The following is an 18,428-nucleotide window of genomic DNA, read 5'->3' as shown; positions in this document are numbered from 1 at the left end:
GCCGCCCTCCCCTTGGCTAAGCTAGCGCCCCGATGATGCAACCTCTGTGCGAGACGCCTTCCCATGATGCCGATTTCCCCTCTGCCGGCCCTGCGTGGTCTGCTGTTTGTCCTGTTGCTGGCCCTGACCGGCTGCCAGCCCACGCCACCCGCCCAGACCCGTATTCAGGGCAAGACCATGGGCACCTACTATGTGGTGACCCTGAGCGATCCCTTCCCGGGGGGGGAGCCAGCGCTGAAAGAAGAGGTGGAGCGCCTGCTGGCCCGGATGAACAAGGAGATCTCCACCTACGATCCCGCCTCCCTCATCTCCCGCTTCAATCAGGGCCCCGCCAATGCCCCCATGGCCATTCCAACCGCCATGGCCAGGATAGTGCAGCAGGGGATCGACGCCGGTCACCTCACCGGCGGCAAGCTGGATGTGACTGTGGGCCCGCTAGTGAATCTGTGGGGCTTTGGCCCGGACAAGCGACCGGTCAAACGACCGGATGCACAGGCCATCAATGATGCCCGCCAGAGGGTCGGGATCGACAAGCTGACCCTGCTCCCCCAGGGGGATCACTTCCTGCTCGGCAAGTCCATTCCGGACCTCTATCTCGATCTCTCCACCCTGGGGGAAGGGGCCGCGTCGGACGAGATTGCCGCCCTGCTCGAGGGCAAGGGGGTCAACAACTACCTGATCGAGGTGGCGGGAGCGGTGCGCAGCAAGGGCAACAACAGCAAGGGCAAGCCGTGGAAAGTGGCCATCGTCGAGCCTTCCGACCAGCCGGGTGCCTTCTCGGACGTGGTGAGCCCGAACGGCATGGCCCTCAGCACCGCCGGCAGCTATCGCAACTATTACGAGCTTGATGGCAAGCGCTACTCCCACATCATCGACCCCGCCACCGGCCAGCCGATCACCCACAAGCTGGTCTCCGCCAGCGTGATCACCCCGACCGCGCTCGAGGCCGATGCCCTCGACACCGCCCTCATGGTGATGGGACCCGAACAGGCGATGGCCTTCGCCAAGGCGCACCAGCTGGCGGTCTATCTCATCGTCAAGAGTGGTGACGGCTTCAAGGCGCAGTACACCCCCCAGTTTGCCCCCTATCTGGCCCGGGAGAAATCCTGACCGCCAGAAACGACAAGAGCCTGACAAGGCTCATTTGACCGGGGCTAAATGCCCCCCTTTTGTCCGCCCAATCCAATCGCTGCGGGCCAATTGCCTCTGCGGGCCCTTTGGTGGCACACTGCCCCCATCAGCCCGCAGCGCCTCGACCCTGACAGATGCAGACACCGGAAAAAGAGCCTGAAAAGAAAACCGCGCCCAAGCCCCAGCGCATTCTGATGGTCAACGAGCAACGCACATTCCAGGTGATGATGAAGGCGATGCTGATCAACATCGGCATCAGCGACATCACCTTCTGCAACAACGCCGAGGAGGCGCGCCGCCGCTGCCAGAAGGGCAGCTACGACATCTACCTCATCGATTACGATCTCGGGGTCGGCGAGAATGGCCGTCAGTTGCTCGAGAGCCTGCGGGATCAGAACCTGATCCCCCCTAAAAGCGTGGTGATCATGGTGAGCGGCGACAGCTCCCGCGCCATGGTGCTGAGCGCCCTCGAGGCCGAGCCCGACGAATACCTGATGAAGCCCTTTTCCCAGGAGCAATTCTCGTTTCGCTTGAAACGCGCACTGGCCCGCCGTCAGGCCCTCTCCAGCATCTTCTCCGCCCTGGCCGACAACAATCTGCCCGCCCTGCTCACCGCCTGTGCCGAACGGGCCGAGGCCGTGCCCCGCTTTGCCAACTATTGCCGCTGCCTGCAGGCCGACACCCAGCTCAAGCTGGGCCAGGCCCAGGAAGCCCGCACCCTGATGCGCCAGCTGCTGGCCGGGCAGGACAACAGCTGGGCCCGGCTGACCCTGGGCAAGGCGTGCAATACCCTGGGGCTTCATGAAGAAGCGGTCAGCCACCTGCAGGCGACCCTCAAGAATACCCCCTTGATGGTGGAGGCCCACCGCTGGCTGGCGGAATCCCTGCTGGCGCTGGGCAAGGATGAACAGGCCCAGCAGGAGCTCAGGCGGGCAGTGGATATTTCCCCCCAGTCGGTGCCGCTCTCGCGCCGGCTCGCGGAGGTGTGCCTGCAGCGCCACGACTACGCCCAGGCCAAGGATGTGTTGCTCTCGCTCATCGATCTCTCGCGCAACTCCATCCACCGCACCCCCCACTACCTGGGGGCCTATATCCAGACCCTGACCCTCTACGCCCTCAACAGCAACGACAGCTACCACATCGCCAACCTGCAAAAACAGGTGAACAGCGCCCTGTCGCGCATTCGCGACTCCCTGATGATGTCGGAGTTCAACTACCCGGTATTCGAGCAGATCTGCCAGGCCAGGGTACAAATCGCCCTGGGGGAGCTGCTCAAGGGCAAGAAGATGCTCTATCGCGCCAACCAGAACTGGCTCGACGAGCCGGCCACCATGCCGCCGGCCCTGCTCGGGGAGACCATCCTCGCCCTCTACCAGCTTGGCGAGTTCGAATATGCCGAGAGCCTGCAGAGCCTGTTGGCGGAAGATGGCGATCGGCTGCTCACCACCTGCATCCAGGCCACCCGGGATGACAAGACGGTGCTGGAGCGCCGCCAGCGCTACCAGCAGCTCAACGAGCTCGGCATCAAGGCCTATCAGTCCGGCGAGCTGGAGCAGGCGCTGGGCCATTTTCGCGAGGCCCTGCGCCGCGCCCCCGCCAATACCGGCGCCGCCCTCAACAAGATCCAGGTACTGCTGCAGTTGATGCAAAAAAATCGCAAGAGCCCGGAGTTTGGCGCCGAGTGCAAAGACACCCTGGATATCCTCGACGGCATCCCTCTCAACCCGGCCCAGCAGGATCGCTTTCGCAAGCTGCGCCAGGAGTACAACCAGTTCAGCTGACCCGTCTCGCCTATGCTGATATTGACTCGGCAAGGGGAGGAGACGGGCGATGGCCATGTGTCGATATCTGGTGGCGGATGGCCGCCACTGCAGCGAAGAGGCGGGAGAGCATGATCTGTGCCGCTGGCACGATCCCCATGGTCACCATCAGGATCCCCACACCGCTCGCGAACTGGAGCACTACATCCACCAGGGCGGACTGTGCCACGGCCTGCAACTGGCCCGCGCCAACCTGGCCGGCCTCAATCTGGTGAAGAAGGGCTCGCCGCACGGCTTTTTGCTGGAGCAGTGCAACCTCTATCGAGCCAACCTGCAGGGCGCCCATCTCTACGGTATTCGCATCAAGGGTGGCAGTCTGATGAAGGCCGATCTCAGCGATGCCAACCTGCACTGCGCCTCCCTCGACGACGTCAATCTGCTCGGCATTCGCTGGCACAACACCCGCCTCGACAACCTGGATACCGGCAAATGCCTGATGCAGGAGCGGCGCGGGCGCAAGGAACGGGATCCGGTGCAGGCCCGCATCTGGCTCAAAGAGGCCGAAGAGACCTACCGGGATCTGCGCAAGGCCTCGGAGGCCCAGGGCATCTTCACCATGTCCGGCCGCTACATCCAGCAGGAGCTCACCATGCGCCGGCTGCAGTTGCCGTTCTGGTCGAGTCACCGCTTCACCTCCTGGGTGGTCGATCTCTTCTGCGGTTACGGCGAGGCCCCGATGCGAGTGGTGCTCTTCTCCCTGTTGCTGATTTTCATCTGCAGCATCTTCTACTTCTTCTTTGGCCTGAGCTTCAACAGCAACCCCCTCATCTACCGCCCCGACGCCCCCCTGGAGCAAAATGCCATCTTCCTGCTGGAGTGCCTTTACTACAGCGTGGTGACCTTCACCACCCTGGGCTACGGCGACTTTACTCCCATCGGCTTCTCCCGGATCTGCGCCGCCTTCGAGGCCTTCACCGGCAGCTTCACGCTGGCGCTGTTTGTGGTGGTATTTGTCAAAAAGATGACCCGTTGAGCCATCAGGGCGAGTGGGCCCGCCCTGATGGCGGGCCGGCACCTTCACTTGCATCCACCGCCGATTCCTAGTCCAATAGCCACTTATAAAAATGACATGAGCATCCCGGACATGAAGATCATCTCTTTCAATATCAACGGCCTGCGCGCCCGTCTGCATCAGTTGCAAGCCATCATCGACAAGCACCAGCCCGATGTGATCGGCCTGCAGGAGATCAAGGTTCACGACGAGGCCTTCCCCCTCGCCGACGTGGAAGCCATGGGTTATCACGTCGAATTCCACGGCCAGAAGGCCCACTACGGGGTGGCCATTATGAGCAAGCAGAAGCCGGTCAAGGTGGAAAAGGGTTTCCCCACCGACGATGAAGAGGCCCAGCGCCGGATGATCATGGCCACCTTCGAGCGGGAAGATGGCTCCCTTATCAAGGTGATGAACGGCTACTTCCCGCAGGGGGAGAATCAGGATCACGAGACCAAGTTCCCGGCCAAGCAGAAGTTCTATGAAGACTTGCAGCACTACCTCGAGAATCATCACACCCCGAGCGATCAGCTTGTGCTGATCGGGGATATGAACATCTCCCCCACCGATCTCGACATCGGCATCGGTGAGGCGAACCGCAAGCGCTGGCTGCGGGATGGCAAGTGCTCCTTCTTGCCCATCGAGCGCGAGTGGATGGCCCGTCTGGAAGGATTCGGCCTGACCGACACCTTCCGCGCCGCCAACCCCACCGAGTGCGAGCGTTTTTCCTGGTTTGACTACCGCTCCAAAGGCTTTGACGAGAACCGCGGCCTGCGCATCGACCTCATCATGGCCTCCGATGCCCTCAGGGATAAAGTGACCGAAACCGGCATCGACTACGAACTGCGCGGCATCGAGAAGCCCTCCGACCACGCCCCCATCTGGGCCTGCTTCGCCTGAACAAACGTCAAATGTTAATAAAAAAGCCAGTGTAGAGGCCCCTCTTCACTGGCTTTTTACATTGGCCCTTGACAACGTCAGCGGCCCGCCAACATTTTCATTCAAATCCCAAAAAGGGCTTGAGCCGGGCGGATGGCCCTTGCCACAATTCGTTGCCCATCAAAAAGGTGAAAACTTTCACTTTGAGAAGGTTAGGTTCAAGATAGTGATCCTATTATCCCGATTTCCGATTTTCCGTTTGTAATGACGTTAATCATGACTTGTGCACAGAGTGCGGATCGCCACGACGGCGATCCATCCAACAGGAGTGTAAAGATGAAGGTGCCGACTAGCCCAATAGCGAGATTCAAACAGAGCGTGTTGACGCTGGCACTGATCGGCGGACTGACGGCCTGTGGTGGTGAAACCGACCCGGCGGCCAACGCCATGCCTGCCGTCCCTGTGGTGGTTAACGAGGTCACCCCGGTCGATGTGCCGCTCACCACCGAGATGGTGGGTGAAACCGCCGGTTTTCGCGAGATTGAAGTACGCTCCCGGGTGAGCGGCATCCTGCTCAAACGCACCTATGTGGAAGGCCAGCCGGTCACCGCAGGCCAGGAGCTGTTCCTGGTCGATCCGGCCCCCTACAAGGTGGCGCTGGAGCAGGCCAAGGGCACCCTGGCTCAGGAGCAGGCCCGCCTCAACAAGGCCCGCGCCGACAAGGATCGCATCATCCCGCTGTTCAAGCGCCAGGTGGTGAGCCGCAAAGACTACGATGACACCATCGCCAACTACGAGGCGGCCGTGGCCAGCCTGCAGGCGGCCCAGGCCAAGGTGAAAGAGGCGGATCTCAACCTCAGCTACACCCAGGTCACCGCCCCCATCAGCGGCATGGCGAGCAAGAGTTCCCAGTCCGAGGGCAGCCTCATCTCCACCAGCGGTGACAGCAGCCTGCTGACCACCATCACCCAGTTCGATCCCCTCTATGTGAACTTCTCCTACTCGGAGCAGGACCGTCTCAACTTCGAGAAGTCGGTCAAGAAGGGGCTTATCGAGGCCAAGAGTGCCACCGACTGGCGTACCCATATCCAGCTGGCCGACGGCAGCACCTATCCTGAGCCCGGTCGTCTGAACTTCTCTGACACCCGTGTCGATCCCCAGACCGGCACCATCCGTGCCCGCGCCATCTTCGACAACAAGGACGGCGCTCTGCTGCCCGGCCAGTTCGTGCGCCTGACCATCGATCTGGGTACCCGCAAGAACGCCATCGTGGTGCCGCCGCGCGCCATCGTCCAGTCCCAGGCTGACCGCCTGGTGATGGTGGTGGATGCCGACAACAAGGTGAGTCCGCGTCCGGTCAAGCTGGGCCCGACCGTCAGCAGCGGCATCATCATCGACAGCGGCCTGCAGGCCGGCGATCGCTACATCGTCGAAGGGTTGATGAAGGCGCGTCCGGGTGCCGTGGTCAAACCGGTTTCCGCCGAGGAGATGAAGGCGATTAACGCCAAGATCACCCAGGGTGCCGCTGGCAAATAAGGAGCCCCCATGTTTTCCAAGTTCTTTATCGAACGCCCCATCTTCGCCAGCGTGATCTCGATCATTATCGTGCTGGGCGGGTTGGCGGCGATGCGCGCGCTCCCGGTGGAGCAGTATCCCCAGATCACCCCCGCCGTGGTCTCGGTGACCGCCTTCTACCCGGGTGCCACCCCTGAGGTGATCTCCCAGACCGTGGCCGCCCCCATTGAACAGCAGGTCAACGGGGTCGAGAACATGATCTACATGCAGTCTGGCTCCGCCTCCAACGGCCAGATGAACCTCAACGTCTACTTCGACATCGGGGTCGACCCCGATCAGGCGACCATCGACGTCAACAACCGGGTCTCGGCCGCCATGGCCCAGCTGCCGGAAGAGGTGAAGAAGCAGGGTGTGACGGTGCGCAAGAAGTCCACCTCCATCCTGCAGGTGATCACACTCCAATCCCCCAACGGCTCGTTTGATACCACCTATCTGTCGAACTACGCCCTGCTCAACATCATCGACGAGCTCAAGCGTATTCCCGGTGTGGGTGATACCTCCCTGTTCGGGGGCACCGACTACGCCATGCGGATCTGGCTGCGCCCGGACCGTCTGGCCCAGCTGCAACTCACCCCGAGCGATGTGATCGGCGCCATCCGCGAGCAGAATACCCAGTTCGCGGCGGGCAAGATCGGCTCCCAGCCCACCAGCACCCCCACCGACTTCACCTACACGGTGCAGACCAAGGGACGACTGGATGACGTGAAGGAGTTCGAGAACATCATCATCCGCGCCATGCCGGATGGCTCCAAGATCCGCGTTCGTGACGTGGCCCGGGTCGAGCTCGGTGGCAAAGATTACGACGTACTGGCCCGTGCCAACGGCAAGCCGGCCATCGGTATCGCCACTTACCTGCAACCGGGTGCCAACGCGGTCGCCGTGGCCGATCAGGTGCGCGCCACCATGGAACGCCTGCAGGGTCGTTTCCCCCAGGACGTGGAGTACCAGATCCCCTACGACACCACAGAGTTCGTGAAGATCTCCATCGAGGAGGTGGTCCACACCCTGCTCGAGGCGATCGTGCTGGTGTTCGTGGTGGTCTACCTGTTCTTGCAGAACTTCCGCGCCACCCTGATCCCCTGTATCGCGGTGCCTGTCTCCTTGATCGGTACCTTCGCCGGCATGCTGATGCTGGGCTTCTCCATCAACCTGCTGACTCTGTTCGGCATGGTGCTCGCCATCGGTATCGTGGTGGATGACGCCATCGTGGTGCTGGAGAACGTCGAGCGGATCATGAGCGAGAAGAAGTGCTCCGCCAAAGAGGCTGCCATCCTCGCCATGCAGGAGGTGTCCGGCCCCGTGGTCGCCATCGTGCTGGTGCTCTCCGCCGTGTTCCTGCCGGTTGCCTTCATGGGCGGCATGACGGGGGTGATGTACAAACAGTTCGCTATCACCATCGCCGTGTCGGTGGCCATCTCCGGCCTGGTGGCACTCACCCTGTCGCCAGCCCTGTGCGCCATCTTGCTCAAAGAAGGTCACCACAAACCGGCCCGCTTCTTCGTCTGGTTCAACAACGCGTTTGATCAGCTGACCCGTCGCTATGTGCGCGGGGTGGCCTTCCTCAACCGCCGCGTCGGCGTGGCCTTTGGCATCATCGCCATCATCCTGAGCTGCAGCTATGTGCTGTTTCACAAGGTGCCGGGCGCTCTGGTACCTGACGAAGACCAGGGCTACCTCATCGGCTCCGTGATGCTGCCCGATGCCGCCGCCCTGACCCGTACCCAGGCAGTCGCCAACGACTTCGACAAGATCGCCATGGCCAACCCCAATGTGAAGGACGTGGTCACCTTCTCGGGCTTTGACATCCTGTCCGGCTCCATCATCAGCAACCGCGGTCTCACCTTCGTTACCCTCAAAGACTGGAAAGAGCGTCAAGGGGAAGGGCAAGACTCCTTCTCCCTGGCCAAGACCTTCCAGGGGCTGAGCCTGATGGGACTGGCCGATGGCTTCACCGCCACCTTCAACCCGCCTCCCATCACCGGCATGTCCACCACAGGGGGCCTCGAAGGCTATCTGCAGAACCGGGGTACCGGCGACGTGCACGCCTTCGCGGGCGAGGTACAGCGCCTGCTCGACGCGGCCAAGGAGCGTCCTGAGTTTGCCAGCGTGACCACCACCTTCCGCGCCAACGTGCCCCAGGTCTTCCTGGATCTCGACCGCGAGAAGGCCAAGGCGCTGGGGCTGCCCATCAACGCCGTGTTTGACACCATGCAGGCCACCTTCGGCCAGGTCTATGTCAACGACTTCAACCAGTTCGGTCGTACCTACCGGGTCCAGTTACAGTCCGAGGCGGACTACCGCGCCAAGAAGGATGACATCCGCAACGTCTATGTCCGCTCCAACACCGGCGAGATGATCCCCCTCACCAGTCTGGTGACGGTACGCGATGCCACCGGCCCCGAGCTGGTCGAGCGTTTCAACATCTTCCCGGCCGCCAAGATCATGGCCCAGCCGGCGCCAGGTGTGAGCTCTGGCCAGGCGATCAAGGCCCTGGAAGAGGTCGCCGCCCAGACCCTCGGCAACGACGCCAAGCTGGAGTGGACCGGTGCCGCCTACCAGGAAAAAGCGGCAGCCGGTAGCGCCGCCATGGCGTTTGGCTTCGGTATCGTGATGATCTTCCTCATCCTGGCCGCCCAGTATGAACGCTGGAGCCTGCCGTTTGCGGTGATCACCGCCGTGCCGTTCGCCCTGTTCGGCGCCCTGCTCGCCACCTGGGCCGTGGGGCTCACCAACAACGTCTACTTCCAGATAGGCCTGGTGACGCTGGTGGGTCTGGCGGCGAAGAACGCCATCCTGATCGTGGAGTTCGCGGTCATGAAGCATGAAGAAGGGATGACCCTCATCGAGTCGGCCCTGGAGGCGGCGCGTTTGCGTTTCCGTCCCATCGTCATGACCTCCCTCGCCTTCATCCTGGGTTGTGTGCCTCTGGTCACCTCCAGCGGCGCGGGTGCGGCGAGCCGCCACGCCCTCGGCTGGCCGGTGATCGGCGGCATGCTGGCGGCGACCTTCATCGCCATCTTCTTCATCCCGCTCTTCTTCCGCCTCATCATGAAGGGCTCGGAGAAACGGGCCAAGCAGTAATCCAGTCACCGACTGGCAGTCCAACACCCCCGCCCATGCGGGGGTGTTTTTTTATCCTCACCGGCCACGCGAGGCACCATGCCTTGACCTTCTCCTCAAGGTAAGGTTTACAGTCCAACCATCTGATCTCGAAGGATATCCGGATTGTCACTCACCCAGCTTGCTGCAAGATTGCCCTCTGTTGCCTTGGCCCGGCTGTTGCTGGCGCTGATGCTCATCTGCAATCTGACCCTCTGCATCAGCTGGCACGGCGCCTCTCTGGCCACCACGAGTGCCTCTCTCTCCCTCTTCACGCCGCAAACACTGCCTGACGCCATGATCCCGTCCCATGGGGATGACGCGGGCCCACGCACCATGGCGCTGGATCAGGAGAACGCTTCCGTGACTCTCTCCTGCCACGCCAGTGCCGGGAGCGAATCGACCATGACGGGAGATGAGTGCCAGATGCAGACTGGGCTGTCTGGCGCCGCCAATGCCCTGCCTCTGCTCGGCATGCTGCTCTCGGCTCTGCTACTCCCCCTGTTGCTGCTGCCGCTGGGGACCCTGCCCCGCTTGCTGGATCTCTGGCTGCGTGACCCCTTCCTTAGAACCCGCGGTACTCACCCGCCCTCCTGGCCCCGCCGGCATCTGATGCTGTCGGTGCTGCGCCACTAGAAAGCTCATCTCTTGCGTGCCTGATCAGGGGTCACCCTGTCCTGGCTGCGCTCCTTGCCTGAGCCTGCGCCACCCGCGCAGGAGAACGGGCGTCCCTGACGCCCCGTTGGCCGGGCAAACCGTGTGACTCTTATCCCCTATTCGTCACCGGCCCGGCGATCCGACAGAAGAGAAGATGGTCCATGTCATCAGTCCGATTTAGCGAATACGCAGTCGCGCATCCGTGCGCCCTTGCCCCCCTTTCCCTGCGCCTGGGAGGTTTCCTATGAGCCAGAAATTGCTCGTCTCCGCCCTGCTGCTCGCCCTCGGGGCCGGCGGCGGTTACTGGGCGGCCAAACAGACAGTCACCGCGGTTGCCAAGGAGAAGACACCGCTCTACTGGGTCAACCCCATGGATCCCCGCGACAAGCGCGATGCCCCCGCCAAGGACAACATGGGGATGGACTTTATCCCCGTCTATGAAGAGAAGCAGGGCGGCTCCCCCGGCACCGTCACCATCAGCCCCGAGATCCAGCAGAACCTGGGGGTACGGCTGGCCAAGGTGGAGAAACTCCCCATCCACCAGCAGATCGAGACGGTCGGCTATGTGGGTTATGACGAGGAGCGCCTCGAAGCCATCAACTCCCGGATGGCGGGCTGGATCCGCAACCTCGCCATCAAGAACGAGGGGCAGCAGGTCACCAAGGGCAGCTTTATCTACGATCTCTACGCCCCGGATCTGGTGAACGCCCAGCACGAATACCTGCTGGCGCTGGGCACCACCAATCCCCTGCTGCTGCGTGCCGCCGAGGGCAAGCTCAAGTCGCTGCAGGTACCGGCGGATCAGATAGCGGCGCTCAAGCGCACTCGCAAGGTGCAGGAGACGGTGCGCATCTACGCCCCCAGCAGCGGCTATGTCTCCGAGCTCAAGGTGCGTGAAGGCCAGTATGTGGAACCCGCCGCGCCCCTGTTCAACATCAGCACCCTCAAGCAGGTGTGGGTGAGCGCCGAGGTGTTCGAGCGCCAGGCCGCCCAGATCAGGGTCGGCGATCCGGTCACCATGACCCTGGACTATGCACCCGGCCGCAGCTGGCAGGGACGGGTGGACTACCTCTACCCGACGCTCGATGCCAGCACCCGCACCCTGCGGGTACGCCTGCGCTTTGACAATCCGGACGAGTTTTTGAAACCCAATATGTTCGCCAAGGTGAGCATCAGCACCGGCAAGGGGGAACCCCGCCTGGTGGTGCCGAGCGAAGCGGTGATCCGCACCGGCAGCCAGGACCGGCTGGTGTTGGCGCTGGGCGATGGCAACTTCAAGTCGGTGGCCGTCACCCTGGGCCCCCAGTTTGGTGACAAGGTTGCCATCGACGAGGGGGTCGAAGCCGGTGACAGCATCGTCAGCTCGGCCCAGTTCCTGCTCGACTCCGAATCTGCCATCGATTCGGACTTCCAGCGCATGACGGCAGTGCGTCCCATGCAGGTGTGGACCCAGGGCCAGGTGCAGAACATCGATCTCGCCGGGCGCACCCTCGGCATCTCCCACCAGCCCATCCCCGAGTGGCAGTGGCCCGCGATGGAGATGGACTTCACCGTGGCCGACGGTGTGGACATCAGCCAGCTGAAACCGGATCAGACCCTGCATCTGCAGGTAGAGCAGGAGGGGGACGAGTACCGCATCATCCAGATCCATGTGGAAGATAAACCGGCCGCGGGCGACGCAATGAAAGAGACCAAGGGCGAGATGACAAGCATGGAGGGCATGGATCACAGCCAGCACCAGATGGGGGATAAATCATGATCCCCACCATCATTCGCTTTGGCAGTCACCACACCCAGCGGCCGATCCCGCACCAAGAGGGAGGAGTCAAACCATGATCCCGGCCATTATTCGCTGGTCCGTCGGCAACCGCTTTTTGGTGTTGTTGCTGACTGTCATGCTCACCGCCTGGGGCCTCTGGTCGGTCAAGCAGACCCCGGTGGACGCCCTGCCGGATCTCTCCGACGTCCAGGTGATCATCAAGACCTCCTACCCGGGCCAGGCGCCCCAGGTGGTGGAAGATCAGGTCACCTACCCGCTCACCACCGCCATGCTGGCGGTGCCGGGCGCCACCACGGTGCGCGGCTACTCTTTCTTCGGCGACTCCTTCGTCTATGTGTTGTTTGACGACAGCACGGATCTCTACTGGGCACGCGCCCGGGTGCTGGAGTACCTGAGTCAGGTTGCCCCCAACCTGCCTGCCGGTGCCCAGCCCCAGCTCGGGCCGGACGCCACCGGGGTGGGCTGGGTCTACCAGTACGCCCTGGTGGACAAAACAGGCAAGCACGACTTGAGCGAACTCACGTCCCTGCAGAACTGGTTCCTCAAATACGAGCTGCAGACGGTGAACGGCGTCTCCGAAGTCGCCACCGTGGGCGGCATGGTGCGCCAGTATCAGGTGCGGGTCGACCCGGACAAGCTGCGTGCCTACGGCATCCCGCTGTCGCTCATCCAGACCGCCATCGAGCAGGGCAACCAGGAGACCGGCGCCTCCGTCATCGAGATGGCGGAAGCGGAGTACATGGTGCGCTCCAACGGCTACCTCAAGAGCATCGAGGATCTGAAACAGATTCCCCTCGGCACCAATGTGCGCGGCGCGCCCCTGCTGCTGGGCGACGTGGCGGATGTAGTCACCGGTCCCCAGATGCGGCGCGGCATCGCCGAGCTCAACGGCGAAGGGGAAGTGGTGGGCGGCATCATCGTCATGCGCTACGGCGAGAATGCCCAGCACACCATAGACGGGGTCAAGGCGCGGCTGGCCGAGCTGAAATCCAGCCTGCCGGACGGGGTGGAGATCGTCACCGTGTACGATCGTTCCGACCTTATCCAGCGCGCCATCGACAACCTCTCCGGCAAGCTGGTGGAGGAGTTCGCCGTGGTGGTGCTGGTGTGCATCGCCTTCCTGTTCCACCTGCGCTCGTCGCTTGTGGTGGTCATCACCCTGCCCATCGCTATCCTGACTGCCTTCATCGTGATGCATCTGCAGGGGATCAACGCCAACATCATGTCGCTGGGGGGCATCGCCATCGCCATCGGCGCCATGGTGGACGGTGCCATCGTGATGATAGAGAACGTCCACAAACATATGGAGCGGGAGGAGCTTACCGACAAGAACCGCTGGCGGATCATCACGGAGGCGAGCATCGAAGTCGGCCCCGCCATCTTCTTCTCCCTGCTCATCATCACCATGAGCTTCCTGCCGGTGTTTGCCCTGGAGGCGCAGGAAGGGCGCATGTTCCATCCGCTGGCCTTCACCAAGACCTACGCCATGGCTGCCGCCGCCGCGCTCGCCATCACGCTGGTGCCGGTGATCATGGGCTACTTCATCCGCGGCAAGGTGCTGCCCGAGCAAGCCAACCCCCTCAACCGCTGGCTGAGTCAGGGTTATATCCCGCTGCTCAACGCCGTGCTGGCTCGCCCCAAGACCACTCTGGCGGTGGCGCTGGCGGTCACCGTGATCGGCTTCTGGCCGCTCAAGTATCTGGGCTCCGAGTTCATACCGCCGCTCGATGAGGGGGACATCATGTACATGCCCACTACGGCGGCCAACATCTCGGTGGGCAAGGCGCGGGAGATCCTGCAGCAGACCGACAAGCTCATCCGCACCGTGCCCGAGGTACAGAATGTGTTCGGCAAGGCGGGGCGCGCCGAGAGCGCCACCGACCCCGCCGATCTGGTGATGATGGAAACCAGCATCCAGCTCAAGCCCCGGGATCAGTGGCGCCCCGGCATGACCCCGGAGAAGCTGAAAGAAGAGTTGGATTCCCTTATCCGCTTCCCCGGCCTCACCAACGCCTGGGTGCCCCCCATCAAGACCCGCATCGACATGCTGGCCACCGGCATCAAGACCCCGGTGGGGATCAAGATCGCCGGCCCCGACCTCAAGGTGGTCCAGCAGATAGGCCAAGAGCTTGAGCAGATCATCGGCAAGGTAGAGGGGGCCTCTTCCGTCTACGCCGAGCGGGTGGCGGGCGGACGCTATGTGAAGGTGGATATCGATCGGCTCAAGGCGGCCCGCTACGGCCTCAACATCGCCGACGTGCAGGCGGTACTCGCCACTGCGGTGGGCGGCATGGAGGTGGGGCAGACCATAGAGGGGCGCGAACGTTACCCCATCAACCTGCGCTACCCCCAGAGCTATCGCGACTCGGTGGCGAGCATGGAGCTGCTGCCCCTGGTCACCCCCAAGGGTGAGCGGATCGCCCTGGCTGACGTGGCCCGGGTCTACATCAGTGACGAGGCGCCCATGCTGCGCAGTGAAAACGCGCGTCTGAACGGCTGGGTCTATGTGGATATCCGTGGCCGCGACATCGGCTCCTTTGTCGACGAGGCCAAGGCCGAGGTGGGCAAACAGCTGGTGTTGCCGGCCGGCTACGCCCTCAGCTGGTCCGGTCAGTACGAATACATGGAGCGGGCCAAGGCACGCCTCGCCTACGTGGTGCCGCTCACCGTCGCCATTATCGTACTGCTGCTCTACCTGGCATTTCGCCGCTTCCAAGAGGTACTGCTCATCCTCACTACCCTGCCACTGGCGGTGGTCGGGGGGATCTGGACCGTCTGGCTGCTCGACTTCAATCTCTCGGTAGCGGTGGGGGTCGGCTTTATCGCCCTCGCCGGGGTGGCAGTGGAGACCGGCGTGCTGATGCTGGTCTACCTCAACCACGCCTGGGACGATCTGGTGGCCAGTGGCAAACCGGACAAGGCCGGCCTGCACCAGGCGGTCATTCACGGCGCCGCCCTGCGTCTGCGCCCCAAGATGATGACGGTGGTCACCATCATCGCCGGCCTTCTGCCCATCATGTGGAGCCAGGGTACCGGCTCCGAGGTGATGCAGCGCATCGCCGCCCCCATGGTTGGCGGCATGGTGACCGCGCTGGTGCTGACCCTGCTGGTACTGCCGGCGGCCTACTACCTGTGGCGCGTCCGCACCCTGAAACGACTGGAACACGCTCCTGCGCAGACAGATACTCAGGCTGCGCCCTGATCAATCAGACAACACTGACAAACAAGGAAACATCATGAACTACAAGACATTGACACTGACCCTGCTGCTTGGCCTTGCCACCCACACCGGCGCACAAGCTGAAGAGATGATGAACCACGAAGGGCACGATATGAGCCAGATGGGTGACATGAAGCAGATGGAGGGCATGAAGGAGATGGTGATGACCAAGGGGGTCATCACCCGCATCGACGAGGCAAATGGCAAGGTGGGGATCAAGCACGAGGATATAGAGAACCTCAAGATGCCCGCCATGACTATGGTGTTCACCCTGGTCGAGCCGGCCCAGCTCAAGGGGATGAAGGTGGGTGACGCTGTCAGCTTCCATGCCGAGATGCGCGATGGCAAGCTGCTGCTGACCAAGATCCAGCCGCAATAAACCGTCAACAACGGCCATAAACAGAGGGAGGCGCAAGCCTCCCTCTTTCGTTTCATCGGCTCGGGATGGATTCGTCAGCCACGCTTTTGCAGCAGGGTCTCCACGTCCGTGATCACCTTGAGCGCCGCCTGGGGGCCGCCGGACGAGGTCCAGAGCGAGCCATCCACGGCGCCAAAACGCTTCTCCCTGATCACCGGCAACTGCTGGTAGGCCGGGGTCTGCTCGGCCTGGCGCATCGCTTCCACCGCATCGCCGCTGGCACTCAGGGTGCCGATCACCAGCCAGTCTGCATCCAGCAGATTGAGAGACTCCAGACTCAAAGCCGGGGAGTGAGGCGCCCCCTTGCCCTGCTGCTGGGCCGGGCGCACCAGCCCCATCGACTCCACTACGCTGCTGGCGAAAGTGCCCGGATACATGAAGCTCGGCCCCTTGGGATTCCAGCGCACTATGCTGATGCTCTCCCCTTGATGCCTGGCCAGGGTGGTGCGCGCCTGCTGCAGGCGAGCCTCGTATTGTTGCAAGAATGCCTCCCCCTCCTGTTCACGGTTGAGGGCGCTGGCGACACGGCGCAGCAACGGCAGCCAACCGTCGGTCCACTGGCCGGTCACCACGGTCGGGGCAATCTCCCGCAGCAGCGCCAGCTGCTCCGGGGTGGTGGGACCGGTCAGGATCAGATCCGGCTCCAGGGTGATCAGGGCCTCCAGGTTGGGGCTGCCAAGATCCCCGACCACGGGGATCCCCTCTCCCACCTTGTCCAGCAGATAGCGCGGCAGGGTCGGCTGACCGCGACCATTGACGGCACCAACCGGGGTCACCCCCAGAGTGAGGGCGCTGTCGAGATCGATCTCGCTCAAGGTCACCACCCGCTGGGGATTGGCCGGTACCTGGACGCTCTGGCCAAACGCATCGGTCACCTGACGCATCTCCTGCGCCTGAACCAGGGGCGCGGCCAGCATCAGGATAGTGGCGGCCAGGGAGGCAAAACGCTTCATCATCTCACTCCTTCTCTTGAGGTACTGCGTTGGTATAAAGGGTATTCAGGGTCATGGCTTCAACTCGCCCGGCGCACGGCTTCATCAGCATAGTGACGACGCGACACTATGATGGGGGCACCATCGCCGGGGGCGTGGAGGATATCGACGCTGGTCTGGTAGAGGCGATCGATAAGGGGCTTGGTCACCACTTCGCGGGCCGGGCCCATGGCAGCGATCTCCCCGTCGCCGATGGCGATCAGTTCGTCGCAATAACGGGCCGCCATCGCCAGATCGTGGATCACCAGCAGCACCGTCTTGCCTTCGGCGGTGATGCGGTGAATCGCCTCCATCACCTCGGTCTGGTGGCCGATATCGAGGGCGCTGGTGGGCTCGTCGAGCAGCACCATGTCGCTGTCCTGAGCCAAGATCATCGCCAGCCAGGCCCGCTGTGCCTGACCGCCGGAAAGCGACGAGGCGCTCTGGTGCCAGATCCCCTCCAGCTGCATCCGCTCGCAGGCCGATCGCACCATGCGCGCATCCTCCTCGCTCCACTGATTGAACCAGCCCTGATGGGGGTGGCGGCCGTACTGCACCAGCTGTTCCACCAGGATGCCGGCGGGCAGAGTCGGCCGCTGGGGCAGATAGGCGAGCTCCCGCGCCAGCCCCTTCATGGGGTAACTGGCCAGGGGCTTGCCCTTGAGCAATATCTCCCCGCTCTGGGGGGCCATCTGCCCACAAAGCAGCTTGAGCAGGGTCGATTTGCCGCAGCCGTTGGGGCCGACGATCCCCACCAGCTTGCCCTTGGGCACGCTGAAGGAGATATCGCGCAAGATGGTGGTCTGCTGATAGGCGAAATGGAGTCGGTTTACGGTGAGCGTCATTAGTCGGCCCTCTGGCGATCGTGAACAAGGAGAAACAGCAGCAAGAGGCCGCCGAGAATGCGGGTCATGATGCCGGTCGCCACCTCGTGGGGACTGGCCAGCACTCGAACCAGGGTGTCGCTGGCGAGCAGCAGCAGGGCGCCACTCAGCGCCGCCAGCCAGAGCGGCACAACTCTGTCCTTCACCAGCCAGGAGGCGAGGATGGGCGCCGCCATGGCGATAAAGACCACGGGACCGCCGATGGCGGTGCCAAGGGCCGCCACCAGAATGGCCTGGGCCAGGATCCCCAACTGCACCCTGTCGCCATTGACCCCGAGGGCGCGCGCCATCTCGGGGCCAAAACGCAGCACCGCCAGGGAGCGGGAGAGGTAGATGATCCAGGGGCAGAGCAGCAGCAACAAGATGACGATGGGGGTGATGGTGTTGTAACTCACCGCGATGAAACTCCCCATGTTCCACAGGTAGAGGGAGCTCAAGTGCAGCAGCGCCTTGGTGGACATCACGAACTGGCCGAGGGCCTCGAGCATCTCGGACAGACCAATGCCGATCACCACGAACAGGTAACCCTGTTCACCGGGTTTGCGGCAGAGGGCATAGAGCACCAGCGCCGCGAAGATGGCGCCGAGCGGCGCAGCCCACCAGGGCCAGCTGCCCAGGGTCAGGTAGAGGGAGAAGATGATGATGCCAAGGGAGGCGCCATTGTTGACCCCCACCATATCGGGAGTTGCCAGCCGGTTGCGGATCAGGGTCTGTACCAGACAGCCCGAAAGCCCCATGGCCGCCCCCGCCACTATCACCCCCAGAATGCGGGGCAGCCGGATCTTGAACAGGGTGATCCCATCGAGGCGCGAGCCCTCCCCCAGCAAGGTGTTGAGCACGCCGGCAAAACCCAGCTTGCCGCTGCCGACACTCAAGGCCAGCAGCATCAAGGCTGCCAGGACCAGGGCCAGCAGAGCCAGCCAGCGCCAGCTCGGCAGATGCAGCAGGATGGAACGTTCGCTCGCCCGCAGGCAGAGCATATCGGTCGGTGTAAGCATCAGCG

The 18,428-nt window shown here is 62.9% G+C and carries 13 protein-coding genes; 10 read left to right on the top strand and 3 right to left on the bottom strand.

Features of this window, described 5'->3' with window-relative positions:
• Nucleotides 1-66 precede the first annotated feature (66 nt).
• The 10 genes from BN1123_RS17135 (at nucleotide 67) to BN1123_RS17090 (ending at nucleotide 15,531) form a co-directional block, all read left to right on the top strand.
• Nucleotides 67-1,110, top strand: a complete 1,044-nt coding sequence (locus tag BN1123_RS17135) for an FAD:protein FMN transferase (RefSeq protein WP_042028684.1) — start codon at nucleotides 67-69, stop codon at nucleotides 1,108-1,110.
• Nucleotides 1,111-1,265: 155 nt separating this feature from the next.
• Entirely contained in the window at nucleotides 1,266-2,912 is a 1,647-nt protein-coding gene (locus BN1123_RS17130) for a tetratricopeptide repeat-containing response regulator (protein WP_042028519.1), read from the top strand.
• Between the two features lie 49 nt (nucleotides 2,913-2,961).
• Entirely contained in the window at nucleotides 2,962-3,924 is a 963-nt protein-coding gene (locus BN1123_RS17125; protein ID WP_042028518.1) for an ion channel, read from the top strand.
• 111 nt (nucleotides 3,925-4,035) lie between these two features.
• A complete protein-coding gene (xthA, locus tag BN1123_RS17120) occupies nucleotides 4,036-4,842 on the top strand; it encodes an exodeoxyribonuclease III (protein WP_042028517.1) in 807 nt (268 codons plus the stop codon).
• A 315-nt stretch (nucleotides 4,843-5,157) separates the two neighbouring features.
• Nucleotides 5,158-6,357, top strand: a complete 1,200-nt coding sequence (locus BN1123_RS17115; protein WP_042028515.1) for an efflux RND transporter periplasmic adaptor subunit — start codon at nucleotides 5,158-5,160, stop codon at nucleotides 6,355-6,357.
• 9 nt (nucleotides 6,358-6,366) lie between these two features.
• Nucleotides 6,367-9,477 (top strand): efflux RND transporter permease subunit, encoded by a 3,111-nt coding sequence (locus BN1123_RS17110; protein ID WP_042028511.1) that lies wholly within the window; start codon nucleotides 6,367-6,369, stop codon nucleotides 9,475-9,477.
• Nucleotides 9,478-9,621: 144 nt separating this feature from the next.
• Nucleotides 9,622-10,131 carry a hypothetical protein gene (locus tag BN1123_RS17105; RefSeq protein WP_042028508.1) on the top strand — a complete coding sequence of 170 codons (510 nt, stop codon included), beginning with the start codon at nucleotides 9,622-9,624 and terminating at the stop codon, nucleotides 10,129-10,131.
• Between the two features lie 265 nt (nucleotides 10,132-10,396).
• Nucleotides 10,397-11,911 (top strand): efflux RND transporter periplasmic adaptor subunit, encoded by a 1,515-nt coding sequence (locus BN1123_RS17100; RefSeq protein WP_042028505.1) that lies wholly within the window; start codon nucleotides 10,397-10,399, stop codon nucleotides 11,909-11,911.
• Between the two features lie 73 nt (nucleotides 11,912-11,984).
• On the top strand, nucleotides 11,985-15,134 hold the full coding sequence (locus tag BN1123_RS17095) for an efflux RND transporter permease subunit (RefSeq protein WP_042028504.1): 3,150 nt from the start codon (nucleotides 11,985-11,987) through the stop codon (nucleotides 15,132-15,134).
• Between the two features lie 34 nt (nucleotides 15,135-15,168).
• Nucleotides 15,169-15,531, top strand: a complete 363-nt coding sequence (locus tag BN1123_RS17090; RefSeq protein WP_042028502.1) for a copper-binding protein — start codon at nucleotides 15,169-15,171, stop codon at nucleotides 15,529-15,531.
• A gap of 74 nt (nucleotides 15,532-15,605) precedes the next feature.
• Here the strand turns inward: BN1123_RS17090 and BN1123_RS17085 are convergent, their stop codons facing one another.
• From BN1123_RS17085 to BN1123_RS17075, 3 genes are read right to left on the bottom strand one after another with little or no spacing between them, the layout of a single operon-like run.
• Nucleotides 15,606-16,523: an ABC transporter substrate-binding protein gene (locus BN1123_RS17085; protein ID WP_042028501.1), complete on the bottom strand. Its 918-nt coding sequence runs from the start codon at nucleotides 16,521-16,523 to the stop codon at nucleotides 15,606-15,608.
• A 59-nt stretch (nucleotides 16,524-16,582) separates the two neighbouring features.
• Nucleotides 16,583-17,386, bottom strand: a complete 804-nt coding sequence (locus BN1123_RS17080; protein ID WP_042028499.1) for an ABC transporter ATP-binding protein — start codon at nucleotides 17,384-17,386, stop codon at nucleotides 16,583-16,585.
• Complete coding sequence (locus tag BN1123_RS17075; RefSeq protein WP_042028498.1) at nucleotides 17,386-18,423, bottom strand: FecCD family ABC transporter permease; 1,038 nt, start codon at nucleotides 18,421-18,423, stop codon at nucleotides 17,386-17,388. Before BN1123_RS17075 ends, BN1123_RS17080 begins: the two co-directional genes overlap by 1 nt.
• Nucleotides 18,424-18,428: the final 5 nt, after the last annotated feature.

It is taken from the genome of Aeromonas enteropelogenes (genome assembly GCF_000819845.1).
In the GTDB taxonomy this organism is placed as follows: Bacteria; Pseudomonadota; Gammaproteobacteria; order Enterobacterales; family Aeromonadaceae; genus Aeromonas; species Aeromonas enteropelogenes.
The sequence above is the reverse complement of the archived record's forward strand: the minus strand, read 5'-3'. Positions and strand labels throughout refer to the sequence as shown.